This is a genomic window from Kribbella sp. NBC_00889, from assembly GCF_045207705.1.
GTDB lineage: Bacteria > Actinomycetota > Actinomycetes > Propionibacteriales > Kribbellaceae > Kribbella.
Genome location: NZ_CP108783.1, coordinates 5,961,920 through 5,985,487, shown reverse-complemented (window position 1 = coordinate 5,985,487; position 23,568 = coordinate 5,961,920). Strand labels below are relative to the sequence as shown.

General features: G+C 69.4%; 28 protein-coding genes. 18 read left to right on the top strand and 10 right to left on the bottom strand.

Annotated features, from left to right (window positions below):
* Nucleotides 1-43: 43 nt before the first annotated feature.
* A complete protein-coding gene (locus OG817_RS29225; protein WP_396395660.1) occupies nt 44-589 on the top strand; it encodes a hypothetical protein in 546 nt (181 codons plus the stop codon).
* A gap of 1 nt (nt 590) precedes the next feature.
* Here OG817_RS29225 and OG817_RS29220 read toward each other — a convergent pair whose 3' ends face one another.
* Nucleotides 591-836, bottom strand: coding sequence for a helix-turn-helix domain-containing protein (locus OG817_RS29220; RefSeq protein WP_406047774.1), 246 nt, complete (start codon nt 834-836; stop codon nt 591-593).
* Nucleotides 837-1,005: 169 nt separating this feature from the next.
* Here OG817_RS29220 and OG817_RS29215 point away from each other — a divergent pair, with 169 nt between their 5' ends.
* The 5 genes from OG817_RS29215 to OG817_RS29195 all read left to right on the top strand — a co-directional run bounded on the left by OG817_RS29215 (nt 1,006) and on the right by OG817_RS29195 (nt 5,820).
* Entirely contained in the window at nt 1,006-1,665 is a 660-nt protein-coding gene (locus OG817_RS29215; protein WP_406047773.1) for an SAF domain-containing protein, read from the top strand.
* Nucleotides 1,665-2,963, top strand: coding sequence for a CpaE family protein (locus OG817_RS29210; RefSeq protein WP_406047772.1), 1,299 nt, complete (start codon nt 1,665-1,667; stop codon nt 2,961-2,963). Before OG817_RS29215 ends, OG817_RS29210 begins: the two co-directional genes overlap by 1 nt.
* A gap of 86 nt (nt 2,964-3,049) precedes the next feature.
* Entirely contained in the window at nt 3,050-3,838 is a 789-nt protein-coding gene (locus tag OG817_RS29205) for a DUF4097 family beta strand repeat-containing protein (RefSeq protein ID WP_406047771.1), read from the top strand.
* 78 nt (nt 3,839-3,916) lie between these two features.
* On the top strand, nt 3,917-4,588 hold the full coding sequence (locus OG817_RS29200; RefSeq protein ID WP_406047770.1) for an HAD family hydrolase: 672 nt from the start codon (nt 3,917-3,919) through the stop codon (nt 4,586-4,588).
* On the top strand, nt 4,585-5,820 hold the full coding sequence (locus OG817_RS29195; protein ID WP_406047769.1) for a glycosyltransferase 87 family protein: 1,236 nt from the start codon (nt 4,585-4,587) through the stop codon (nt 5,818-5,820). The genes OG817_RS29200 and OG817_RS29195 overlap by 4 nt, the downstream gene beginning before the upstream one ends.
* Here OG817_RS29195 and OG817_RS29190 read toward each other — a convergent pair.
* Both OG817_RS29190 and OG817_RS29185 read right to left on the bottom strand, forming a co-directional pair.
* Nucleotides 5,781-7,109 carry a hypothetical protein gene (locus OG817_RS29190; protein ID WP_360445515.1) on the bottom strand — a complete coding sequence of 443 codons (1,329 nt, stop codon included), beginning with the start codon at nt 7,107-7,109 and terminating at the stop codon, nt 5,781-5,783. The two genes, OG817_RS29195 and OG817_RS29190, sit on opposite strands and share 40 nt — an antisense overlap.
* Nucleotides 7,106-7,594 carry a cupredoxin domain-containing protein gene (locus tag OG817_RS29185; protein WP_406047768.1) on the bottom strand — a complete coding sequence of 163 codons (489 nt, stop codon included), beginning with the start codon at nt 7,592-7,594 and terminating at the stop codon, nt 7,106-7,108. The genes OG817_RS29190 and OG817_RS29185 overlap by 4 nt, the downstream gene beginning before the upstream one ends.
* Nucleotides 7,595-7,778: 184 nt before the next feature.
* Between OG817_RS29185 and OG817_RS29180 the strand changes: the two genes are divergently transcribed.
* From OG817_RS29180 to OG817_RS29165, 4 genes are read left to right on the top strand one after another with little or no spacing between them, the layout of a single operon-like run.
* On the top strand, nt 7,779-9,245 hold the full coding sequence (locus OG817_RS29180; RefSeq protein ID WP_396395653.1) for a wax ester/triacylglycerol synthase family O-acyltransferase: 1,467 nt from the start codon (nt 7,779-7,781) through the stop codon (nt 9,243-9,245).
* Nucleotides 9,242-9,772: a DUF6912 family protein gene (locus OG817_RS29175; RefSeq protein ID WP_396395652.1), complete on the top strand. Its 531-nt coding sequence runs from the start codon at nt 9,242-9,244 to the stop codon at nt 9,770-9,772. The genes OG817_RS29180 and OG817_RS29175 overlap by 4 nt, the downstream gene beginning before the upstream one ends.
* A gap of 16 nt (nt 9,773-9,788) precedes the next feature.
* Nucleotides 9,789-10,715, top strand: a complete 927-nt coding sequence (locus OG817_RS29170) for a Ku protein (RefSeq protein ID WP_360445507.1) — start codon at nt 9,789-9,791, stop codon at nt 10,713-10,715.
* Nucleotides 10,712-11,215 carry a VOC family protein gene (locus tag OG817_RS29165; protein ID WP_406047767.1) on the top strand — a complete coding sequence of 168 codons (504 nt, stop codon included), beginning with the start codon at nt 10,712-10,714 and terminating at the stop codon, nt 11,213-11,215. The genes OG817_RS29170 and OG817_RS29165 overlap by 4 nt, the downstream gene beginning before the upstream one ends.
* A gap of 218 nt (nt 11,216-11,433) precedes the next feature.
* On the opposite strand, the gene OG817_RS29160 is transcribed toward OG817_RS29165, so the two are convergent.
* Entirely contained in the window at nt 11,434-11,823 is a 390-nt protein-coding gene (locus OG817_RS29160) for a nuclear transport factor 2 family protein (protein ID WP_406047766.1), read from the bottom strand.
* 58 nt (nt 11,824-11,881) lie between these two features.
* On the opposite strand from OG817_RS29160, the gene OG817_RS29155 reads away from it, so the two are divergent.
* Together OG817_RS29155 and pruA are read left to right on the top strand one after the other, a co-directional pair.
* A complete protein-coding gene (locus OG817_RS29155) occupies nt 11,882-12,415 on the top strand; it encodes a TetR/AcrR family transcriptional regulator (protein WP_406047765.1) in 534 nt (177 codons plus the stop codon).
* Nucleotides 12,416-12,552: 137 nt separating this feature from the next.
* Nucleotides 12,553-14,181: an L-glutamate gamma-semialdehyde dehydrogenase gene (gene pruA / locus OG817_RS29150; protein WP_406047764.1), complete on the top strand. Its 1,629-nt coding sequence runs from the start codon at nt 12,553-12,555 to the stop codon at nt 14,179-14,181.
* A 29-nt stretch (nt 14,182-14,210) separates the two neighbouring features.
* On the opposite strand, the gene OG817_RS29145 is transcribed toward pruA, so the two are convergent.
* The gene (locus tag OG817_RS29145; protein WP_360445496.1) at nt 14,211-14,855 is read right to left on the bottom strand and encodes a TetR/AcrR family transcriptional regulator; all 645 of its coding nucleotides are present in this window, start codon (nt 14,853-14,855) and stop codon (nt 14,211-14,213) included.
* Between the two features lie 140 nt (nt 14,856-14,995).
* Between OG817_RS29145 and OG817_RS29140 the strand changes: the two genes are divergently transcribed.
* A complete protein-coding gene (locus tag OG817_RS29140; RefSeq protein ID WP_406047763.1) occupies nt 14,996-15,862 on the top strand; it encodes an esterase/lipase family protein in 867 nt (288 codons plus the stop codon).
* Between the two features lie 6 nt (nt 15,863-15,868).
* Here OG817_RS29140 and OG817_RS29135 read toward each other — a convergent pair whose 3' ends face one another.
* Both OG817_RS29135 and OG817_RS29130 read right to left on the bottom strand, forming a co-directional pair.
* Nucleotides 15,869-16,078, bottom strand: coding sequence for a hypothetical protein (locus OG817_RS29135; RefSeq protein ID WP_406047762.1), 210 nt, complete (start codon nt 16,076-16,078; stop codon nt 15,869-15,871).
* A 976-nt stretch (nt 16,079-17,054) separates the two neighbouring features.
* Entirely contained in the window at nt 17,055-17,552 is a 498-nt protein-coding gene (locus OG817_RS29130; protein WP_406047761.1) for a DUF2505 domain-containing protein, read from the bottom strand.
* A gap of 79 nt (nt 17,553-17,631) precedes the next feature.
* Between OG817_RS29130 and OG817_RS29125 the strand changes: the two genes are divergently transcribed.
* The gene (locus tag OG817_RS29125) at nt 17,632-18,444 is read left to right on the top strand and encodes an alpha/beta fold hydrolase (RefSeq protein ID WP_406047760.1); all 813 of its coding nucleotides are present in this window, start codon (nt 17,632-17,634) and stop codon (nt 18,442-18,444) included.
* A 13-nt stretch (nt 18,445-18,457) separates the two neighbouring features.
* Here OG817_RS29125 and OG817_RS29120 read toward each other — a convergent pair whose 3' ends face one another.
* A complete protein-coding gene (locus OG817_RS29120) occupies nt 18,458-18,826 on the bottom strand; it encodes a hypothetical protein (protein WP_406047759.1) in 369 nt (122 codons plus the stop codon).
* A 145-nt stretch (nt 18,827-18,971) separates the two neighbouring features.
* A complete protein-coding gene (locus tag OG817_RS29115; protein WP_406047758.1) occupies nt 18,972-19,433 on the bottom strand; it encodes a hypothetical protein in 462 nt (153 codons plus the stop codon).
* Between the two features lie 80 nt (nt 19,434-19,513).
* Here OG817_RS29115 and OG817_RS29110 point away from each other — a divergent pair, with 80 nt between their 5' ends.
* Genes OG817_RS29110 through OG817_RS29095 form a run of 4 tightly spaced genes read left to right on the top strand, consistent with a single transcriptional unit; the run spans nt 19,514 to nt 23,010 of the window.
* Nucleotides 19,514-20,335 (top strand): tryptophan 2,3-dioxygenase, encoded by an 822-nt coding sequence (locus OG817_RS29110; protein ID WP_396395641.1) that lies wholly within the window; start codon nt 19,514-19,516, stop codon nt 20,333-20,335.
* A 48-nt stretch (nt 20,336-20,383) separates the two neighbouring features.
* Nucleotides 20,384-21,004: a hypothetical protein gene (locus OG817_RS29105; protein ID WP_406047757.1), complete on the top strand. Its 621-nt coding sequence runs from the start codon at nt 20,384-20,386 to the stop codon at nt 21,002-21,004.
* An 18-nt stretch (nt 21,005-21,022) separates the two neighbouring features.
* On the top strand, nt 21,023-21,706 hold the full coding sequence (locus tag OG817_RS29100) for a response regulator transcription factor (protein WP_406047756.1): 684 nt from the start codon (nt 21,023-21,025) through the stop codon (nt 21,704-21,706).
* A gap of 2 nt (nt 21,707-21,708) precedes the next feature.
* Nucleotides 21,709-23,010: a sensor histidine kinase gene (locus tag OG817_RS29095; RefSeq protein ID WP_406047755.1), complete on the top strand. Its 1,302-nt coding sequence runs from the start codon at nt 21,709-21,711 to the stop codon at nt 23,008-23,010.
* A gap of 29 nt (nt 23,011-23,039) precedes the next feature.
* On the opposite strand, the gene OG817_RS29090 is transcribed toward OG817_RS29095, so the two are convergent.
* On the bottom strand, nt 23,040-23,489 hold the full coding sequence (locus OG817_RS29090) for a hypothetical protein (RefSeq protein ID WP_406047754.1): 450 nt from the start codon (nt 23,487-23,489) through the stop codon (nt 23,040-23,042).
* Nucleotides 23,490-23,568: the final 79 nt, after the last annotated feature.

Below are 23,568 nucleotides of genomic sequence, written 5' to 3'. Positions count from 1 at the left end.
CCCGGATCAGGGCAGTTGGCAAGTGCTGCGGTAGGTTCGGGGCATGCGATGGGACGCGTTGTTCCAGGACCTGGAGTCGCAGTTCGAGGCGCTGCAGGAGGGAGACCTGTACGGCGAGGTCGCGGACCGGATCCGGACCGAGGTCGGCAAGATCACCGTGCTCGACCGCCTCCGCGGCGCCGTGGACACCGTCGTACGAGTCGAGTTGGCCGACGCCGAGCCCGTGCAAGGGCTGCTCACGCGAGTGGGGAAGGACTGCCTGCTGATCGAGGCGGAGCGGGCCGAGGAGTGGCTGATCCCGGTCGGCGCGCTGGTCGCGGTGCATCGGCTCGGTCCGTGGGCGGAGCCGGCGGTCGGGGCGGTGGCGGGGAAGCTGGGCCTGGCCCACCTGCTGCGCGGGATCGCGCGGGACCGGTCACCGGTCACGTTGTTCTGCGGGGGAGTCCCGGTCACGGGGACGATCGATCGGGTGGGCGCGGACTTCGTGGAGATCGCCGAGCATCCGCTCGACGCGCCGCGACGGCGCAGCGAGGTCTACAACGTCAGGCTGGTCCCGACCGCGGCCCTGTGCGCGCTGCGTCGCCGCTGAGTCAGTGCAAGTCCTCGGCCTGCTCGGCTTCCTCGCCGAACGGGTGGGCGTCGATGAACTCGCGGGTCTCGGTGTAGAGCCGCTCGATGTACTTCTCCAGCTCGGTCGCCTCGACCCGCCACTGGCCGCGGCCGCCGATCTTGACCGCCGGGATGTCGCCGCGACGCACCAGCGCGTAGACCTGGTTCGCGGAGATGTTGAGCACCTCGGCGACGTCGGCGAGCTGGAGGAAACGCGGATCCGGCATCCGTCCTACTCCTTCACATCGTGGCTGGTTCCGTCAGTTTGCCATGGTTGGCGCCCGGATGACCGGGTTTGTCCCCAGCCTGTGACTGCCTGTGGATGACCGTGCACGGTGCGCCGCTGGACACGGCAGAATGTCCGCGCAGACGGATCGAGTGACTGGGGAGCCCGACGTGGTCGACACAGCAGTGCGGAGTGGGTTCGGAGCGCCGTCCGCGCCCGCCCAGCGCAACCGACGGGCCCGGTGGAAGGACGGCCGACTGCTCCTGGGCGTTCTGCTCGTCGCCGTCACCGGTCTGGCCGGCGCGAAGCTGCTCTCGTCCGCCGACGACACCACCACGATCTGGGCCGCCAAGCATGACCTCCCAGCCGGCACCAAGCTGACCGGCGACGACCTCACCACAGTGCGGGTGCGCTTCACCAGCAGCGACGACGCGAACAAGTACGTCGCCGCCGATGCTGACCTCAAGGGTCTGGTCGTCGCGCGGCCCGTCGACGCAGGGGAGTTCGTTCCACGCGAAGCCGCCGTACCAGAGGCTGAGAGCAACCGCACCGAGCTGCCGTTGTCGGTGGCGACCGGGCGGCTGCCGTCGGATGCGGCGGGCGGTGACCAGGTCGACATCTGGGTTGTCCCGAAGGCTCAGGACCAGGCGGCCAAGCTGATGTGGAGCGACGTCCGCGTGCTGCAGGTCGATGCGGTGAAGGGCGTCGCTGGTGGCTCGGCCCGCCGGCAGGTCCTGGTCGGCCTCGATCAGGACGATCTGCGACGACTCCCGGCGGCTCTGACCGCGATGAGCTCGGGTGAGCCGGTGCTGGTCAGGCGGGGCAGCTGATGTCGGTCCCAGTGCTGCTCGCGGTGACCGGAGCACCGTGGGAGGCAGACGTCGTACGCCGGGCAGAGCGTGCACCAGGCATCCGGGTCGTACGGCGCTGCGTGGACATCGCGGATGTGATGGCGGCAGCCGCGAGCGGGCAGGCGCGAGCGGTGCTGCTCGCGGACGACCTGCCACGGCTCACGTCCGATGCGGTGGCGGCGCTGCATGCTCGTCGGATCGCCGTCGTCGCGCTTGTTGATCCGTCTGAGAACGGCGAACCGTTCGGCACCGAGGACCGGCTCAGCCGGATGGGCATCGAGCGGATCCTGCCTGCCGACGTCAGCCCGGAGGACCTCGGCCGCGCGGTCACCGAAGCGGTGGACGCCGGACCGCCCATCACGGTCTCGCACTTCTCGGGCGGGTTCGTGCCGGTGACTCCGGAGACGGCCGGCAACCCACCGCCCGAGTACAGCAACGGCAGCGGCCGGATGATCGCGGTCTGGGGCCCGACGGGTGCTCCTGGGCGAACGACTGTCGCAGTCGGACTGGCCAGCGAGCTCGCAGCCAAGGGCGTACCAACGCTGCTGGCCGACGCCGATGTGTACGGCGGGACCGTCGCACAGCAGCTCGGAATGCTCGACGAGACGTCCGGACTGGCGGCTGCAGCACGGTCGGCGACCAGCGGCGCCCTCGACATGCCGATGCTGGCGAAGCACGCGCGGCAGGTGGAGCCACGGTTGCTGGTGCTGACCGGGCTCAGCCGGGCGGACCGGTGGACGGAGCTACGGCCGGCGGCGGTCGAGTCGATCTGGTCGACCGCGCGGATGCTCGCGCCGTGCACCGTGGTCGACGTCGGGTTCTGCATCGAGAGCGACGAGGAGATCTCGTTCGACTCGCTGGCGCCGCGGCGCAACGGCGCGACGCTCGCAACGCTGGAGGAGGCCGACGAGGTGATCGTCGTCGGTGCGGCCGACCCGGTCGGGCTGACCCGGCTGATCCGCGCGATCCACGAGCTGCGGGCGGTGGTGCCGTCGGCGGACATCAGGGTCGTGGTCAACCGCCTCCGCTCCGGTTCGCTCGGCAGTTCGCCTGCCGACGCCGTCACCGAGGCCCTCGATCGGTACGCCGGGGTCCCGGTCACCGCCCTGCTCCCGAACGACCAGAACGCCGTCGATGCGGCGATGGCCGCGGGCCGCACCCTGGCCGAGGCGGCCCGGTCCAGCAAGCTCCGTAAGGCACTCCAGCAGCTCGCTGTCGTGGTCGCCGAGGGGTTCCCGAGCCGGGCTCACCAAGACCCGAGACTCAGGGTCGGGTAGGTGGCGATCCGGGGGAGAACCCCACCGACACCGGTGCGGGGATGTGTCAGGGTGAGCAGGTAGGTGTCACACCCTGAGGGGGAAGCATGTCCCAGGTCCAAGGCCGGCCGAAGAGCACGATGAGTCCCGAGCGGCGGTACGGGATCGCCATCTCCGTCGCGCTGATCCTGGGCGGGGTCTACTGGGCCCTGACCGGGCTCACCGAGGACACCAAGACGAGCCAGGCCGGCTACCCCGTGCAGGGTGACTCGCTGCTGGTCGAGGCCAAGTCGACGAACATCGAGGTTCGCGTCGGTGACGTCTCCGACGTGCGGGTCGAGCGGCAGTTCGAGCGGAATCTGTTCGGCTCCGACCCGAAGGAGCAGTACGACGACGGCAAGCTGGAGCTGAAGGACACCGGCTGCGGGTTCCTGTCGTTCGGCTGCGAGACGCACTACATCCTCACTGTGCCGAAGGACCTCAAGGTGACGCTGGAGAGCTCGAGCGGCGACCTCAAAGTCTCCGGACTACTGGACGGGGCGACCCTGAAGACCAGCTCCGGCGACATCGAGGTGCAGGACATCGGCGGCCCGCTCTCGCTCGAGTCCAGCTCCGGCGACCTGGAGGCGAGCGGCCTGACCGCGACGTCGGTGACGACGAAGAGCAGCTCGGGCAGCGCCGAGCTCGAGTTCGCCAAGGCACCGCAGTCGGTGGACTCGGAGGCGAGCTCGGGTGACGTGACGATCCGGGTCCCCAACGACACCGTGGCGTACAAGGTGGACACCGAGACCTCGTCAGGCGACGAGTCCGCCACCGTCACGGCCGACCCGGCTGCCACCCACACCATCGACGCCAAGACCTCCTCCGGCGACGTCACGGTCGAGTACACCCACTGACCTGACGACGCGTGTACGGCGAGTGACCGGCAGGACCGGCAGCGTGAGGCCGCTCATGTGCTGAGTAGGCTTGCGCGCATGTCGGACGGGAAGGTCGAGCTGCGCGGGCTACTGGTGGATTGGGGTGGGGTGCTGACCTCCGGGCTGGAGGAGGCGCTGCGCCGGTGGGCCGAGCTCGACGGGTTCGACTTCGATTCCTACCTCCAGGCGGTGCTGGCCTGGCTGCCGGCCGAGAACCCGGCCGACGCCACGGCGGAGGCTGAGCTGAACCCCGTTCACGCGCTCGAACGCGGACAGATCGCCGTACCGGACTTCGAGCGCAAGCTGGCCTCGATCCTGCTCCGCCGCGACGGTACGCCGGTGCCCGCGGAGGGGCTGATCGAGCGGATGTTCGCGCACTTCGAGCATCAGCCGGCGATGTCTGCGCTGGTCCGCCGGGCCCGGTCGCTCGGGATCCGCACAGCGTTGCTGTCGAACTCCTGGGGCAACACCTACCCGCGGGACACCTGGGACGGGATGTTCGACGACATCGTCATCTCCGGTGAGGTGGGGATGCGCAAACCGGACCCGGAGATCTTCCTGCTGGCCGCCCGCCGACTCGACCTGAAGCCGGAGGAGTGCGTGTTCGTGGACGACCTGGAGCTGAACGTCGAAGGCGCCCGCGCGCTCGGCATGGCCGGCCTCCTGCACACCTCGTACGACGAGACCCGCCGCGCCCTGGAATCCCTGTTCGGAGCCGACCTGACGTGACCGTGACGACCACCACCTCCTCACCCCGCCCGCTCGCTGCGCGCCGAATCCTGATCGTGATCGCGGTCTGCGCGGTCCTGGTCGCGCTCGGCGCGTGGATCGCCGGTCTGTTCGACGGCATGATCGACCTCCGGGTGTACCGGATGGGCGGTTCGGTGCTCCTGCACGGCGACGCCCTGTACGACGCGCAGCTAGCCGGATCCGGGCTGCCGTTCACCTACCCGCCGTTCGCCGCGATCGCGATGGTCCCGCTGGCCGCCGTACCGTGGGGCGTCGCGCTGGTCGTCTGGACCACCATCTCGGTGCTGTGCATCACCTTGCTGTGGCGGACCAGCCTGACCAAGACGTTCTGGTCGTTCGTCACCCAGCGCAAACGCACCGCCGTGCTGGCCGCGCTCACGGTGCTGTCGCTGCTGCTCGAGCCGGTCTGGCAGACGTTGCAGTTCGGCCAGATCAATCTGTTGCTAACGGCAATGATCCTGCTGGACCTGGTCCGGCCGGCCGACGCCCGGCTGCGCGGCTTCTGGCTCGGTGTGGCGATCGGCGTGAAGCTGACGCCACTGCCGTTCCTCGCGCTGTTGATCGTCACCAAGCAGTGGCGGGCGCTCCGCAACGCGGTGTTCGGCCTGCTGGCCACGATGGCGGTCGGGTTCGCGATCGTGCCGCACCAGTCCTGGCGGTACTGGACCGATGTCATCCTCGATGCGAACCGGGTCGGCGGACTGGCCTACACCGGTAACCAGTCGTTCAACGGCTTCCTGCACCGGCTCGGCAACGACGCGAACTGGGTGCAGCCGACGTGGTTCCTGCTCTCGGCCGTGTTCGGCCTACTGGTGCTCTGGTTGTCCCGGCGCTACTGGCTGGCCGACGAGCGGGTCACCGCGATCTCCGTGATGGCGCTCGCCGTGCTGTACGCGTCACCGGTCTCGTGGAGTCACCACTGGGTGTGGATCATCCCGCTCGGCGTGAGCCTCATCCGAGCCGTGAACCGGGTCTGGGGTCTCAACCCCGCGGTGGTCGCCGGCGTGCTCTGGTACGGCCTGTTCGTGCTGCGTTCGATCTGGTGGGTCCCCTACCGTGACGACCGCGAACTCAACTGGACCTTCTGGCAGTCGATCCCGGGCAACTCGCACCTGATCCTCGGCCTGCTCGCCTTCGTCCTGCTCGCCGTCACCAGCCGCTCCCTGACGCGTCAGGACGAGAACAAGAGCAGCAAGCCACCCGCGGTGTAGCCGACCATCACAACCAGCAACGGGATCTGACCGGCCAGGGCCTTCTGCCGGGGGAACAGAGCGACGGCGCGGTCGTGGGCCGAGATGACACCTGCCAGGTGGCCGCCCACCACCGCAAGCACCTGGAGCACGGCAATCGCCGTGCTGTGGTTGGTGATGCCGGTGTTCACGGCCAGCAGTCCCGTGCCGAAGATGTTGGCGCCGTTGCTGAGCGGATCACTCAGGTAGATGAGCGTCCGCTGCCCCTCGAGGATGAACAGCGTCAGGTAGTGCGCGACGACGTACCCGAGGGCGATCGGTATGACGGAGTGCGCGAACAGACGCGGCAGTGACGTCCGGGAGCTGTCCGACAGGCGTCCGGCCAGCAGGGTGGCGCCGGAGTACGTCACCAGCACGAACAGGATGAACACGATCAGCGCACAGGTGCCGAGCACGGTCATCGACACATCCTGGTTCTGCGCCCAGCCGATCCACGCCGTCGAGTTCGAGAACCCGTCGTACGCCGTGGAGCCGAGCAGAGCGGAGACCATGCCGACGAGGCCAGGTAGCGGCTTGAGGCCGTCCAGGTTCTCCAGCGGCCGGCGGACCACCAGCGCTCCGTCGGTACGACGGCCCCACGGCGACAGCCGGGACATCAGGGTCGCGTAGACCTCGAACGGGTCGGCGGTCGAGAACCACCGGTCGCCGAACAGGATCGCGCCGAACATCGTGATCACGACGTACAGCGCCATCCACGCCTGCAGGACCGGGATGGTGGCGCGGTCCGGTGCGACCAGCTCGAGCCAGGTGAACGCGAAGATGCCCAGTGCGGCCGGCCAGAGCCCGAGCCGCGGCGAGAGCTCCAGCAGGCCCTTCGAGGGCGGCTGCCGCAACGCCTTGCAGAGCAGGAGGTGCAGGGTTCGCAGCGGGTTCAGCGTCCGCCAGACCGGGCCGAACACGAGCGAGATCGGCACCAGCCCGACCCAGACCAGGATGTAGATGAACCCGAAGATCGGGTTGGTCAGCCGGTCCACGCCGAACACCAGCGACGTCATCGCGTAGAGGAAGGTCGCCAGCCCGACCACTCGGACCACCCAGCGGAACCAGCTGGCGTCGACGGTCCGGGTGATTGCGGCGGGCAACGGCTTGCCGGAGGCGTTGCCGCGGTACTTCGGGCTCCGCCAGGCCAGTGCGAGGACGACGAACGAGACGGCGACCGCCACCGCGGCCCCGCCGACCGCGAGGCCGAACGGGATCGGCAGGTCCTGCCTGCCACCGATCCCGTGCAGCGGGAGAAGAAGCGTGATCACGAGACGACGAGTTTGGCGACCAGCTTGCCGCTCTTGTGCGTCTCGATCTCGAAGGTGCCCTTCATGTTCGCGGTGAACTTGACCGAGGCGGGCTTGCCGGGCGTCAGCTCCAGTTCCTTGTCGTAGCCGTGGATGTGCAGCTCCTCGTCGGCGTCGCTGACCGCGGTCACCAGCACGGTCTGGCCGGCCTTCGCCTTGACGCTCGCGCCGCTCGGGTTCACCTTGCCGTTGGCAACGGTGACGTTGATGGTCACGTCGGCCTGCTCGCCGGACGGGTCCGCGGTGTTCGACGGGGTGGAGGAGTTCGGCTTGCCCGGCGTCGCGGTCATGGTCGGCAGGTCGCTCGGCGTACTGGCCGGGGTGCTCGGCGGGGTGCTCGGACTCGCGCCGCTGTCGGAGTCACCGCCGCCGCAGCCGGCCAGGACCAGCATGCCGAGGGTGGGGAGAAGGGCGGCGGCGGTACCGCGAGTGAGCGTCGAACGCATGGGTCGAGGGGCCTTTCAAGGTGTCTCTTCGGGTTCTCAGGACGCGGGACACGCCCTCTTGCCTGACGAACACAGATAGCTCAGTGTTCCCAGAGAGCTCTCTACGGCCAGTGTCGCAGCCCACTGTCGGAACCGGCCGCTAGGGTGACGAGACAAGCTTCGACTGCGAGAGGAAGGTGATCGGATGCCGGATCGGCTGACGTCACTGGACCTCACCTTCCTCAAGGCCGAGTCGCCGGCCACCCCGATGCATGTCGGGACGGTCGACATCTTCGAGCCGCCGGTGCACTCCGGTGACGGGTTCGACTACGAGAGCCTGGTCGCGCTGATCCGGGACCGGATCGCGTTCGTGCCGCGGTACCGGCAGCGGGTGCAGCAGGTGCCCGGTCGGTTCGCCGGCCCGGTCTGGGTGGACGACGAAGAGTTCGACATCACCTTCCATGTACGGCGCTCCGCTCTGCCCCGGCCGGGGACCCACGCGCAGCTGCTCGAGCTGGTCGCCCGGATCATGTCCCGGCGGCTGGACCGGGCCCGCCCACTCTGGGAGATGTACCTGGTCGAGGGCCTGCAGGGCGACCGGTTCGCGATCATCGCCAAGTCCCACCAGGCCCTTGTCGACGGCAACAGTACGGTCGACATCGGCCAGGTCGTGCTGGACGCGACCGCACATCCGCGGGAGACACCGACCGACACCTGGCAGCCGGACCATCCGCCGTCGGCGCTGGAGCTACTGGCCGGCGTGTTCGCCGACGCCACCCGCCACCCGACCGCCGTGCTGGAGCTGGCCCGGGCCGAGATGGCCAGCCTGACCGGCTCCACGTCGGTCCGCGAGGTGCTCGGCGACGTGGTCGGCTCGCTGGCAGCGCAACGGCACGCGCAGGAGAGCTCACTGCACGTGAAGACGTCCGGTCAGCGCCGGTTCACCACCGTGCAGACCGACCTCGAGGACTACCGGACCGTCCGGGCGATGCACGGCGGCACGGTCAACGACGTGGTCCTCGCGGTCGTCGCGGGTGCGTTCCGGGCCTGGATGATGACGCGGGGTGAGGGCGTCGGACCGACCCGCAGCGTACGGGCGGTGGTCCCGGTGAGCATCCGCGACGACGAGGACGACGAGCCGACCTCGCTCGGTTCCCGGGTGATCGCCTCGACGGTGAACCTCCCGGTCGGCGAGAACTCCCCGGTCATGCGGCTGCACCAGATCTCGTACCAGACCAAGGTGCACAAGGACACCGGCCGCGCGGTCAGCGCACGGTCCCTGGTCGGCATCGCCGGGTTCGCGCCGACCACCCTGCACGCGCTGGCCGCCCGGGTCGCCACCACCACGGTCCGGCCGATCGACGACGTGGTGATCACCAACGTGCCCGGACCGCAGTTCCCGCTGTACGCCCAGGGTGCGCCGATGCTCGCGTCGTACCCGGTGGTGCCGTTGATGCCCGGTCAGGGGCTCTCCGTCGGCGTCACGTCGTACGACGGGAAGGTCTCCTTCGGGCTGAACGCGGACCGCACCGCGATGCCCGACCTCGCTGTTTTCGGCCAATGTGTGACGGATGCCCTGGACGAGCTGCTCGACACGACCAAGGGCAGCCACAACCGGGCCTCCCGGGGCCGGAAGAAACCCCGCGGCACGACCAAGAAGGCGGGTACATGAGGGTCTACATCCCATCCACACTGCGGTTGCTGGGCGTCGCGTGCACTGCCGGCGAGATCGGCCCGGCGCCGCTGACCGCGTACGCCGTCACACCGGCGCTGCGGGAGTGGTACGCCGAGGGCGACAACGAGGAGCTCGAGTACGCCGCGATGACGCAGGCTGCTCGTGCCTCGGTCGGACTGCTCGCGGCCGACCCAGGCCCGGCCCGGCGCCGCGTCGTGGTGGCGGCCGAGGTGAGCGCCGTACCGCCGGCCGATGGTTCGGTCGAGCTGGGGGACGCCCGGCTGGAGCTGCACGTCGTGATCCCGTGGACGACGGTCGCGGCCGTGCACCTGGACGCCGCGGGTGCGGACGCGGTGGTCGGGAAGGCCGCCGACCTGTGGGACGCCGCCCAGAACGGTGACGACGAGGCACTTTTCGCCCTCGATTCGTGCGAGGGTGAAGATCTGCTGTGGTATGCGACACAGGAGGTCCCCGATCTGCTCGCCGCGGAGAGATCCCGCGGCGGCGTGACGGGCCTGAGCTGACAGGGAGCTGATGGCGATGCAGGCGATCTGGAAGGGTGCCATCTCGTTCGGGATGGTGACGATCCCCATCAAGGTGTTCTCCGCGACCGAGGAGAAGGACATCTCGTTCCGCCAGGTGCACGTCGCCGACGGGGGCCGGATCAAGTACAAGCGAGTCTGTTCGATCGACGGCGAGGAAGTGCCGTACTCCGACATCGGCAAGGGCTACGAGATGGCCGACGGCCGGATGGTGGTGCTGGAGCCGGACGACTTCGCCGACCTGCCGCTGTCCAGCAAGAAGGTCATCGACGTTCTCGAGTTCGTGCCCTCGGACCAGGTCGACCCGCTGTACCTGGGCAAGTCCTACTACCTGCAGGCCGACGGCGGGCCGGGCGCCAAGCCGTACGTGCTGCTCCGGGACGCGCTCGACGGCTCCGAGCTCTACGCGCTGGTCAAGGTGGCGCTGCGGTCGCGGGAGAGCCTGGGCCTGCTGCGGACGGTCGACGACATCATGGTGCTGCAGGTGATGCTGTGGCCGGACGAGGTCCGCGACGCGTCCTTCGCGGCTCCGCCCGAGGACGTCGAGATCCGCTCCCAGGAGAAGGCGATGGCGTCGTCGTACATCGACACGCTGCGGGGCGAGTTCGACCCGGACCAGTACCACGACGAGTACAGGTCGGCGCTGGAGAAGGTGGTCGAGGCGAAGGCGGCGGGCGTGCCGCTGCCGGAGACCGAGGAAGAGGAGACCGAGGGCGCCGAGGTCGTCGACCTGGTCGCCGCCCTGCGTGCCTCCGTCGAGGCCGCCAAGGCTCGCCGCGCGGGCGGATCCGGAGACGCCGAGCCGGCCACGAAGGCTCCGGCGAAGAAGGCGGCCGCGAAGAAGGCACCGGCCAAGAAGGCAGCAGCGGCCAAGAAGGCGCCGGCGAAGAAGGCCGCCAAGAAGACCGCGAAGAAGTCCGCATGACGGAGCAGCCCGGGATCCCGGACCCGCCGACCGGGGTCCCGGCGCCGCCACCGACGCAGACCGAGATCCCGAAGGACGCCTCGGAGATCCCGGACGATCCCAATGCGCCGCTGGTGACGCCGGGTGCGTTCCTGCTGGAACTCATCCCAGTGCCGGTGACCGACATCGACCGGGCGAAGCGGTTCTACTCCGAGCAAGCTGGGTTCCACGTCGACGTCGACGTGTCACCCGTGGACGGCGTACGCGTCGTGCAGTTGACCCCGCCCGGGTCGTTCTGCTCGATCACACTCCTGCAGGGGCTACCGATGATGGACATGGAGCCGGGCAGCCTGCGTGGTCTCCACCTGGTCGTGAAGGACATCGAGGCCGCTCGCCAGGAACTGATCGGCCGCGGCGTCGAAGTCGGCGAGACCGAAGATCTCGGCGGCGTCTTCTACGCGTGGTTCCAGGATCCCGACGGCAATACCTGGACCCTCCAGCACATGCCCTGGCGGCCCTAACCCCGCGCGCAACCCAGCCATCACCAGCCGCCCGGCCGGCTGCTCGATCGGCACCCTCCCGCGACCCACTGCAGGTACCGCGTCCCAACGCCGTCCGGCAGACGTCGAGAGTCTCGCGCAGTCCAGGAATCCCCATGACCGTCACGTCGTACAGGCGCAGGAAGGTCTCCTGAGCCTCAGCACTCACGAAATGCCCGACACGAGTCACATCCGCGAACTCACCGTCCCAGCGGACGGCGGCGGGGAATCACCTGCCGGTGGCTGATGCGCCAGCCGGCCGGGGTGCGAACGACGACGTCCTTGTACGTGAGGCTCGCGCAGCTGCCGTCGGCCATGATCCCAATGGCCTTCGAGAGGCCCGCGACCTCATCCTGGCCCACCTCGGTCAGCACGATGTTGGTGATGTGGTGGCCGACCGGGTTGCCGTCGCCGAGAGTCAGCCCGGCCTCCCACAGTGCCGCGGTCCCGACGATCACGCCGCCGCCGAGGTCCGAGACGTCGTACCTGACGTCCGGGGTGAACAGCCGGTCCGGCGGTTCGCCCGCGTCGACCAGGTGGCCGTGCATCGAGATCAGGTCGGTGATCGCGATCCGGTCGTCGAGATCCATGCGGTGCTCCTAACTGGGGAGATCCCCGGTTCTGGTTCCTCGGTTAGTCTAACCAGGGATGTCCCCACTTAAGCCATTGCGTGCCGATGCCCAGCGGAACCGCGACCAGCTCGTCGCGGTCGCGCAGGCCGTCTTCGTCGAGCTCGGCACCCAGGCACCTCTCGACGAGATCGCTCGGCGGGCACGGATCGGCAACGCGACGCTGTACCGCCACTTCCCGACCCGCGACGATCTGATCGTCGCCGTGTACGCCGAGGAGGTCGCAGAATTGTGTGCGGTCGACGACGGCGTCGACCTGTTCGACTGGCTGGAGCGGTTCGTCCGGCACGTGGCCGAGAAGGGGGATCTGGCGCGCAGTCTGGAGCCGTCGGCGCGGCGGTCGGAGCTCCACGAGGAGTGGCATGCGGCCATGGTCGAGACGGTTGGCCGGCTGGTCGGGCAAGCCCAGCGAGAGGGGCGACTGAGGGCTGACGTGGACCCGGTCGATCTGCTGGTCATGGCGGCCGGAATGGCGACGGCGGAGCCTGCTCGAGTGAAACGTATGCTACAAATGTTGAGGCGCGGGGCGGGTGCTTCCTCACCTGACCAGTAGAGCTCCTGGTCGGGTCTGTGGTCAGGTTCGTTCCAGGTGGTCGGTCGTGGCACCATGCTCGTATCACCAGCGAGCGCGCCGCCCACCCGCACGGCGTACCCGCACGATCCACACCACCAGATCGAGGAGCCCGCAGTATGGATGCCGTCACCGTCGTTCCGACGCCCGCCAACGAGACAGTGAAGGGGTATGCCCCCGGATCGGCCGAGCGCGCGAGCCTGGAGGCGAAGCTCAAGGAGTTCACCTCGGCGGGGGCGATCGACCTGACCTGCACCATCGGCGGTGAGCAGCGGCTCGGTGGCGGTACGTCGATCCAGGTGGTCCAGCCGCACAAGCACGCGCACGTGCTCGGCACTCTCGGCAACGCGACCGAAGCCGATGGCCGATCGGCTGTGGTGGCGGCGCTCGCGGCTGCCCCGTCGTGGCGGTCGCTGTCCTTCGACGACCGCGCCGCGATCTTCCTGAAGGCAGCCGACCTGCTGTCCGGCCCATGGCGCGACACCCTGAACGCGGCCACCATGCTCGGCCAGTCGAAGACGGTGCAGCAGGCCGAGATCGACGCCGCCTGTGAGCTGATCGACTTCCTCCGCTTCAATGTCGCGTTCGCGCGGCAGATCGTCAGCGACCAGCCGATCTCGTCGCCGGGGGTGTGGAACCGGGTCGACTACCGGCCGCTGGAGGGCTTCGTCTACGCGATCACGCCGTTCAACTTCACCGCGATCGCCGGCAATCTGCCGACCGCGCCCGCGCTGATGGGCAACACCGTGGTCTGGAAGCCGTCGCCGACGCAGCAGTTCGCGGCGCACTGGACGATGCGGCTGCTGGAGGCCGCGGGGCTGCCGGCCGGGGTGATCAACCTGGTCACCGGTGACGGCCTCGAGGTGAGCAAGGCTGCGCTGACCCACCCGGATCTGGCCGGTGTCCACTTCACCGGCTCGACCAAGACCTTCCAGTCGCTGTGGGGCACGGTCGGCACGAACATCGCGTCGTACAAGACCTATCCGCGGCTGGTCGGCGAGACCGGTGGCAAGGACTTCATCCTTGCGCACCCGTCGGCGGACCCGGCGGTGCTCAAGACGGCGATGGTGCGCGGCGCGTTCGAGTACCAGGGCCAGAAGTGCTCCGCCGCCAGCCGTGCGTACGTCGCCCGCTCGGTGTGGGACCGGATCCGCGACGACCTGGTCGCCGAGACCGAGTCGCTGACCATGGGTGACGTCACCGACCTGTCGAACTTCATCGGCGCGGTGATCGACGACCGGGCCTTCGCCAAGCACAAGGCGGCGCTGGACCGGGCCGCGGCGACCGATTCGATCGAGGTCGTTGCCGGTGGCACCTATGACGACAGCGAGGGGTACTTCGTCCGGCCGACGCTGCTGGTGTCGGCCGACCCGACCGACGAGATCTTCACCACCGAGTACTTCGGCCCGATCCTCGGCGTGCACGTGTACGACGACGCCGACTACGACAGCGTGATGCGGGGGATGGAGCACTCCGCGCCGTACGGGCTGACCGGTGCCGTGATCGCGCAGGACCGGCACGCGGTCGCCGAGGCTGCGGAGTACCTGCGGTTCGCGGCCGGCAACTTCTACGTGAACGACAAGCCGACCGGTGCGGTGGTCGGGCAGCAGCCGTTCGGTGGCGCGCGCGCGTCCGGGACGAACGACAAGGCCGGCTCGATGTGGAACCTGATCCGCTGGGCCAGCCCGCGGTCGATGAAGGAGACCTTCGCGCCGCCGACGGACTACCGGTACCCCCACCAGGGCTGAGGGAAGGTAGTGGTGGGGCCGCACCAGGGCTAAGTCACCAGGCCCCGCCGGACGGTGATGTAGAAGGTGGTCAGGTCGTCGATCAGGGTCTCGATCTGGCGCTGGTTCCTGAGGTTCGCGTCCACCAGCCAGTCCGAGATCAGGTCGAACAGGCCGCCGACGAGGCCGATCGCAACGCTGTGACGAACCGCCCGCTGGTCGGAGGCATCCCGGCCGGTGGGCGGTCCGTCGTACCGGTCCCAGAGCTGCTCGAGGAAGCCGGCCGCCCAGCGCCGGTTCGCCCGCCGCTGCCGCTCGACCAGCTCGGAGATCCCGGACGCCATCCCGAAGGTGACCTTGGTGACGCGCGGGTCGTCGACGAGCTCGTGCACGAAGGTGGCGAGCAGCCGCGGCGCCTCCTGCCGCTCGTTGCCGGCCGCCTGCGCGGCGACGCCGACCATCCGCTCCTCGAGCCGTTCCGAGGTCCGCCGCAGTAAGGCGACGTAGCACTCCTCCCGGCTGGAGAACAGCTCGTAGAAGCTCTTCGTCCCGATGTACGCCGTACTGCAGATCTGCTCGATGGACGTGCCGAGATAGCCGTTGGCGGCGAACAGGTTGAGCGCCGCATCCAGCAGCTGCTCACGTCGTTCGGCCCGCCGTTGCCCGGCGTCCAGTCCCCGTATGGTGCGACTCATGCGCTGGACGTTACCCTTCGTGCCCGATTCGTAACCGAGGGAACATGTTCCGAACACGAGCACTTGTTTGCAACCAAGGACCATGCTCTACTGTCCGTGATCCAACAACTACTGAACGATACAATCACGGGGAAAGCACCATGCCAAATCGTCTGCGTCGCGCAGTCGCCGGTCTGATCGCCGCCGTCCTGCTCACCGCGTCCGCCACCACCGCCACGACCGCGAACGCCGCGCCCTCATCCGGCTTCGACAATTGGTCCTGCAAGCCGTCTGCGGCTCATCCGAACCCTCTCGTCCTTCTGCACGGCCTCGGCGGCAACGGCCCCGGCAACTACTCGTTCCTCGGTCCGTTCCTCGCCGCGAAGGGGTACTGCGCGTTCACGCTCGCCTACGGCCAGGCCACGCCCGCGATCCCTGTCGGTGGCACGGTCTCGATCGCGCAGTCGTCGGCCGAGATCCAGGCCTTCGTGCAGCAGGTCCGCCAGGCGACAGGCGCCGCGAAGGTCGACATCGTCGGGCATTCCGAGGGCGGCTTCCAGAGCATCTACGGCCCCAAGGTCCGCGGGTATGCAGGCCAGGTGGGCAAGGTGGTCGCGCTGGCTCCGCCGACACACGGTACGGAGTTCGGTGGTCTGGTCAGCGTGGGCGACTACTTGGGCCTCAGGCCGCTCGTCGACCAGGTGCTGCAGCAGTTCGGCTGCCCTGCCTGCGACGAACTCATCGTCGGGGGTGCGGCGGTGGCCAAGCTGACCACGGGCCCGATCGCCCAGCCAGGTGTGGCGTACACGGTGATCGCGTCGCGGTTCGATGCGCTGGTGACGCCGCACGAGACGTCGTTCATCCGCGAGCCCGGGGTGACGAACAAGTACGTCCAGGACACCTGCCCGCTCGACCCGGTCGGGCATGTCGGTCTGGCCTTCGACCCGACGGTGGCGCAACTGGTCGCGAACGCGCTGGATCCCGCCCACGCGTCCCGAGTGGTCTGCGCGTTCGGCCCGCCGCTGTAAGCAGGGTCAGGCGCTGCGGTGATACTCCTGCAACGGTGGATCAACGAGCAGCGCGGATCCGCACTTCACGCAGATCCACTCGTCGGGCTCCTCGACCAGGTGATCGGATGCCTCGATCTGCTCGAACGGCATCACCGTGGCGCAGAAGACACAGAACTGCGATTCCTCGCCCGGCTCCGTGCGCTGACCCTTCTGACGAAAGACTTGCTTCCGCATGACTGGCTCACCTCCGAAGAGCACCCCGCGCTCCTCAGACTGCCACCGCGCCCGGCCCACCCCAGGTAGCGACACACACCCGAGCGAGCCCGGAGACGCCAACCGGGTCCGGGGACAGCAACCCGGTCCGGGGACAGCAACCGGGGGCCTGGGACGGCAACCGGGGGCCGAGGACGGCAACCGGGGCTGCGGACAGGAACCGGGGGCCGGGGACAGCGCCTGAGCTGTCCGCAGCCCCCGGAGGGTGTTCCTGGTCCCGCGGTCTGGCGGTGCGCCGTTGTGCCACTCGCGGCCGGGGACAGGATCCGGGGGTAGGGGACGGCAACCGGGGGCCGGGGACAGGAACTGGGGTCCGGGGGCGGCAACCGGGGGTGCGGACAGGAACCGGGGGCCGGGGACAGGTCCTGAGCTGTCCACAGCCTCCGGAAGGTGTTCATGGTCCCGCGGTCTGGCGGTTAGTTGGTGCCGGTGTGCCACTCGCGGCCGGGGACAGGAACCGGGGTCCGGGGACAGCAACTGGGGGCTGGGGGCGGCAACCGGGGGTGCGGACACGAACCGGGGGCCGGAGACAGGTCCTGTGCTGTCCGCAGCCTCCGGAAGGTGTTCCTGGCCCCGTGGTCTGGCGGTTAGTTGGTGCCGTTGTGCCACTCGCGGCCCGGGACAGGAACCGGGGGCCGGGGACAGCAACCGGAGGCCGAGGACAGGAACCGGGGGCCGGGGACAGCAACCGGAGGCCGGGGACAGGAACCGGGGGTCGGGGACAGCAACCGGAGGCCGGGGACAGGAACCGGGGGTCGGGGACGGCAGCCGGGGGTGCGGATAGGAACCGGGGGCCGCGGACAGCAACTGGGGGCCGGGGACAGAAACCGGGGTCCGGGGACGGCAACCGGGGGTGCGGACAGGAACCGGGGGCTGCGGACAGGTCCTGTGCTATCCGGAGCCCCCGGGAGGTGTTCCTGGTCGCGCGGGCTGGTGGTTAGTTGGTGCCGTTGTGCCAGTCGCGGCCGAGTTCGTGCTCCTTCTGCAGGCCGGACCGGATCGCGTCCACCACGAACGGCTCCATCTTCTTGCCGATCAGCGGGACGGCGACCTTCACGTCCAGGTCGATCGCCTGCACGGCCTGACCGCCGCCGCCGGTGATGCTCGCGGTGCCCTTGAGTGTGACCGGGGTGTTGACGATCTCGCCGGAGACGTCGGCGTCGCGGGACCCGTCCGGCTTGGCCGCGTGCCAGGTCTCGGTCTGGACCAGGGTCAGCGTCTCACCGACGAACTTCTTGGCGAAGTCCGGGACGCCGTCCGACGGCATCTCCCGGCGGACCTTGACGACCGTGTCGCTCCCGGACTTGGTCACCTCGACGTTGTACGACAGCGCCTTGGTCTTCTCGCAGGCCTGCTCGCGGAAGGTGGCGTCCGTGACGATCGCGAACACTTCCTCGGGGGTGGCGTCGTACGACGCCGACAGCTTGAGCTCCATGCCGCACATCATGGCACCACCGATCGGTCACGGAACCCCGTCCGCCGCGCCGGGCACCGAGGATCGTTACGCTCGCCCGATGGACAGCGGATATGTAGCTGTGCCCGGCGGGGCCCTCTATTTCGAACGCACCGGCCAGGGATCGCCCATCGTCTTCGTGCACGCGGGAATCGCGGACCTGACCATGTGGGAACAGCAGGTCGCCGAGTTCGCGAAGGACCACACCGTGGTCTGTTTCGACAGCCGGGCATTCGGGCGATCGAGGACCGAGGCGGTCGAGTTCTCTCCGGTCGACGACCTGCGCGCTGTGCTCGACCACCTGGAGATCGCGCAGGCGGTGGTTGTCGGCTGCTCGCGCGGCGGTCAGCACAGCCTCGACTTCACGGTGGAGGAGCCGGATCGAGTCGCCGGCCTGGTCTGGGTGTGCGGCGGTGTCAGCGGCTCGTCGCACGAGGCGCCGCCGGCGCAGACCGCGGTCTTCGACCGCATCGAGGCGCTGTGGAAGGCGAAGGACTGGGACGCCCTGGTCGACCTGGAGACTCACGTCTGGACCGACGGCCCGTTGCAGCCCGAAGGGCGCGCACCGCGGGCGGTCCGCGAACACGTCCGACGGATGATCCATGAGATCGAGACGAGGAGCGAAGAAGAGCCACAGGTCCTGCCGTTGTCTCGTCCCGCCGCCGGCAGGCTCCAGGACATCGCCTGCCCGGTACTCGTCGTCATCGGTGCGTTCGACACCACCGGTACGCAGGCGTCCGCCGACTTGCTCGCCGCCGGAGTCGCCGGTGCCGAGCGCGTGGACTTCCCCGACGCCGCGCACGTTCCCAACATGGAGCACCCTGAAAGGTTCAACACCGCCCTTCGCGACTTCCTCGCTCGCCACAGCCTCTGAGCGAGGCAAGGCGCTAGCGCGGGGTCAGCGTGAGGGTGACCGTACTGTTCTGAGCCGCATTCCGGAAGGGCGGCCTGCCCTGATCACCGGACTGCCCCTGATCACCGGACTGCATGGCGAACGCGGTCAGCGGGAGCCCGGATGCCGCACTGAGCTCCTGTGTGGCGGTGCGCGCGCGAAGGAGCGCCGTACGCGATCCGCCCGAGGTGCTGCTCCCCGGTACGACGACCGAGTAGCCGGTCACCGTGACCGCGGCATCGAGCTCCGGCAGTCGCTTGCCCAGGGCAACCAGTGCGTCCTGCCGGTCGGGACCGAACTCGGTTCCGGCGGAGAACAGACCTTCGGCGAAGAGCACGCGCACCTGATGCCGCGGCTCACCCACCTTCTTTCCACCACGGGAAGCCGGCCGGACCGGAATCAGGACCGTCTGGACCCACGTTGGCCCCCGGTGGACGCACCCTGGACCGAACCTGCACCCGGACGAGCGGATCAGTGCCTGTTCGTTGCCTGGGACAACTCGAGGGACGTCAGGACAGCAGCAGGGATGCGAGGATGCCGAGGGTGAGGGGCAGCGTGACGGCGATCGCCAGCCGGCGGCCGCGACGGTTGCGCCGGCGGATCGTGGTGCGGTCGATCGTCGTCGCGCAGGGCTCGAAGCACAGCGAGTCGGCCGGTGCGAAGAGACCGCCGAGCCGATCGAGCATCGACTGAGCCGACGCCTGCCGGCCGGCTTCCTGGACGACGCGACGCCGGAGGAACTCCCGTGGGTCGCCGCTCGGGAGGTACAGCCCGGGCGGCAGGGCGCGCTGTACGACGGCGTGGGCGGCGGCGGTCCGCCGTGACCTGCTGATCGAAGGCGGGAGGATCAGATAGGCCAGGTGGACCAGGGACGCGTAGTCCCCGAGCAGCAGCGCCTCGATCTGCGGTTCTTCCCGGGTCGGTCCCTGGATCGGTCCCGGGATCAGCGGCGTCTCGACCGTGGCGGACATGCAACTCCTCGTTTCGGCGTACCCACCTCCAACGAGCCAATCCCTGACCGGTCACGCACCGGTCAGCTACCCTCGGGCGCATGAGCAGTGGTGACGGGGTGGCGGGGCGGTGGGACGGCGTCGACGTGCATTTCGGCGAGGCGGGCGGACGGCTCACGTACGGGAGCTATCTGCGGCTGGGCGAGCTGCTCGATCAGCAGCGGCTGGAGTCGGATCCACCGGCGCACGACGAGTTGCTGTTCATCACCATCCACCAGGTCTACGAGCTGTGGTTCAAGCAGGTCCTGCACGAGCTGACCGCCTCCCGGGACGCGATGCTGTCCGGCGAACTGTGGCTGGCCGAGCATCTGCTCCGCCGCGTGCACACGATCGAGCGCACGCTCACCCAGCAGGTCGACATCCTCGAGACGATGACCCCGCAGGACTTCGGTGAGTTCCGGCACCGGTTGTCGCCGGCCAGCGGGTTCCAGTCGGTGCAGTTCCGCGAGATCGAGTTCCTGTCCGGGGCGAAGGACCCGTCGTTCGTCCGCCGGTTCCGCGGCCTGACCGAGGTGGAGAAGGAGCGCCTCGGCCGGCGGCTGGAAGAGCCGACCCTGTGGGACGCGTACCTCGTCGTCCTCGAGAAGGCCGGCTTCGGCACCGACACCGAGGACTCCGTCCGGGACGCGCTGCGCAAGGTCGCCGGTGACCGCAGCCACTACGCCGCGGTCTGGGAGCTCGCCGAGGTCCTGCTCCAGCACGACGAGTTGGCAGCCTCCTGGCGTGCCCGGCACGTGGTCATGGTCGAGCGCATGATCGGCACCAAACCGGGCACCGGCGGTTCCTCCGGCGCCGGCTACCTGCGCAGCCGGTTGGATCTTCGTTACTATCCGTTGCTTTGGGATCTGCGTACGACCCTCTAGTCTCACCGCGCACGGAGCCGATGAACGGCCCGATGAAGGGATGGCGCGGTGAAGGTCTACTCCGACGTGGGGACGCAGCGGTTCCGGCAGGTGCTCGGCGATCTGCTGCTGGTGGGCTGGGTCTGGTTGTGGGTCGAGGCCGGTCTGCTGGTGTTCCGGATCACGAACGCCCTCGGGGCGCCCGGACGGAAGGCGGCCGAGGCGGGCGACGGGCTCGCGGGGGACCTGCGCCGGTTGTCGGAGCCGATGGGCAAAGTGCCGGTGGTCGGCGACCAGTTGCGGTCGCCGGTGGACGGCGCCGCGGCGGCCGCGGGCAAGTTGGCCGAGGCCGGCCGGGACCAGGCGCACGCCGTGGAGCAGCTGGCGTACGTCCTGGCCGCCGTGACGATCGCGATGCCGGTGTTGCTGGCGTTGCTGATCTGGCTGCCGCCGCGGATCCGGTTCTCCCGGCGGGCGACCGCGGCGCAGAAGTTCATCGACAGCGATGCGGACCTGGAGTTGTTCGCGCTGCGGGCGATGGCCAACCAGCCGATGCACAAGCTCGCGAAGATCTCCGACGATCCGGTCACGGCGTGGCGCGAAGGCGACACCACGGTGATCGGTCAGCTCGCCGGCCTGGAACTCCGCAGCACCGGCCTCCGAGCGCCGGCGCAGCTCCAGGTGGAGTGACGAAGCTAGGCTCAACGCATGGCGCGGGTGTTGCTGGTCGAGGACGATGACGCGATCCGGACGTCGCTGGGCAAGTCCCTGACGGCAGCCGGTCATGTCGTCACGGCCGTCGCAGCCGGCGCCGATGGCATCGCCGCGGTCGCCCGCGATCGGCCCGACGTACTGCTGCTGGATCTTGGCCTGCCGGACCTGGACGGCCGGGACGTGCTGGCCATGGTTCGCGCGGTGAGCGACGTACCGGTGATCGTGGCAACGGCCCGGGACGACGATGCCAGCGTGGTCAGGCTGCTCGACGCGGGTGCGGACGACTACGTGATCAAGCCGTTCAGTGCGGCGCAGATCGACGCGCGGATCCGGGCAGTGCTGCGGCGCCTCGGCCAGGGCGAGCAAGGCGAGTCGACGGTCGAGCTGGGCGCGTTGCGGATCGATCCGCGCAGTCGCGAGGTCACGGTGGACGGTTCGCCGGTCGACCTGACGCGCAAGGAGTTCGACCTGTTGCTGGCGCTGTCCCGCCGGCCGGGTGCCGTGGTGAGCAAGCGCGAACTCCTGGCCGAGGTCTGGGGTCAGCCGTGGGGCGGCGGCGACCGCACGGTCGACGTTCACCTGTCCTGGTTGCGGCGCAAGCTCGGTGAGACGGCCGCGGAGCCGCGGTTCCTGCACAGCGTCCGTGGCGTCGGGATCAAGCTGGCGTCGGGGGGCTGACCATGCGCCGCCGGATCCTGTTCCTCTCGGTCGGCATGACCACGCTGGTCGTGCTGGCCTTCGCCGTACCGCTGGTGTTGCTGATGCGCAGTACGACGGCCAACGAGTCGAAGGAGCGAGCGCGGTACCGGGCCGAAGCGGTCGCGTACTACGTCGGCGACAGGGACAACAGCGCCGACGACATCACGGCGTACATCCAAGGGCTCAGCAAGGACGAGCCGGGCACGATCTCGGTCCGCCTTCCCGACGGTACGACGCTGGGCGACCCGCCACCGGGTGGAGTGTCGGCCCCGCAGCCGCTGCCGGCCGACTACGACGACGACGACGATCGGAAGGGACCGCCGCAGCTCGGTGATGTGGACTATCGCTCGATCGACGGCGGGATGGCGGTCGAGGTCGCCGTCGGCACCCCGCAGGGCCCGGCCTCGGTCTGCCTGTTCCTGACCGCCGACGAGTTGTACGACGGTCTCACTCCGCGCCTGCTGATCCTGATCGGCGGCAGCCTGGCCGTACTCCTGCTCAGCATCGTCGGCGCCGAACTCGTCTCCCGCCGGCTCGCCCGCCCACTCGAGGAGACGGCCAGTACGGCGGAACGCCTGGCGAAGGGCGACATCGACGCCCGCGCTCCGACCACCGGCCCGGCCGAGGTCGCCAAGGTAGGTGCCGCGCTCAACGGTCTGGCCGACCGCATCGACGAGGTGATCGCAGTCGAACGCGAGGCCGTCGCCGACCTGTCCCACCGGCTGCGTACGCCGCTGACCGCGCTCCGGCTCCAGGTCGAGGCCTTGCCGGACCGCGAGCGTGCCGAGGAACTGAATACCCAGGTGACCAGCCTGGAACGGACCTTGACCGCGGTGATCAGCGCCGCCCGCCGTCCGCAACGCGAAGGCCGGGTCCCGCACTGCGACGCGGTCGAGGTGACCCGCAACCGGGCCGCGTTCTGGGAACCACTGTTCGAGGACCAGGGCCGGGAGCTCGCCCTCGATCTTCCGGAGCCACCCGCCATGGTGCGCTCATCGGCCGAGGACCTCGGCGCCGCGCTCGACGCGTTGGTGGAGAACGTCGTCGCCCACACCCCGGACGGTACGCCGGCCAGGATCACGCTGACCCGGGAGCAGAACGTCGTACGGATCGCTGTCGCGGACAAGGGACCGGGCATCCCGCTCGGAGCCGGTGAGCGTGGCCGCAGCGACCGGGGTTCCACCGGGCTCGGGCTCGACATCGCCCGGCGGTACGCCGAAGCCACCGGCGGCCACCTCACCATTCACGCCAACGAGGTCGTCCTGACCCTCGCCGTCCCGTGATCAGAGCGGGTAGACGCCCGCTGACAGCCTCAGGACAACAAGAAGCGGGGCGGCTCGCCGTTCAGGGCGTTGTCGGAGCTGAGCCAGGCGGCGGTCTCGGCCGGGCGCCGGCGCGCGATCTCGGACAGCAGGAGGTCACGGGCCCGGGCGGCGGTCCCGGTGTAGCCGGACTGGCTTTCGCGGACCACTTCGGCGTCGGTCGCGACCCAGACGGCGTACAACTCGGCGTCCGACCACCTGGCCAGGTCGGCGTCGATGATCTGCTGCTCCGAGGGCGTCGTGGTCCGCCGGCGCGACCTGACGAGGCCGATCGCCAGGATCGCGGCCGCGATCGCGACGGACCCGAACACGATGAGCGCGACCGAGAGCGACGCTTTGATCAGGGCCAGCGCGATTCCGGCCACCGCGACCACGCCGATCGCGACCGACCAGGTCACCATCGGCGCGGCTGGTCCGGGCGCGGACGGACGCTCAGCCACGACGTTCTCTCCTCCTCGGGCACCGCTCACGGTCCTGTGTATCCCGCTCACGGGGCGTAGCGGGGACTCGGAGGACGAA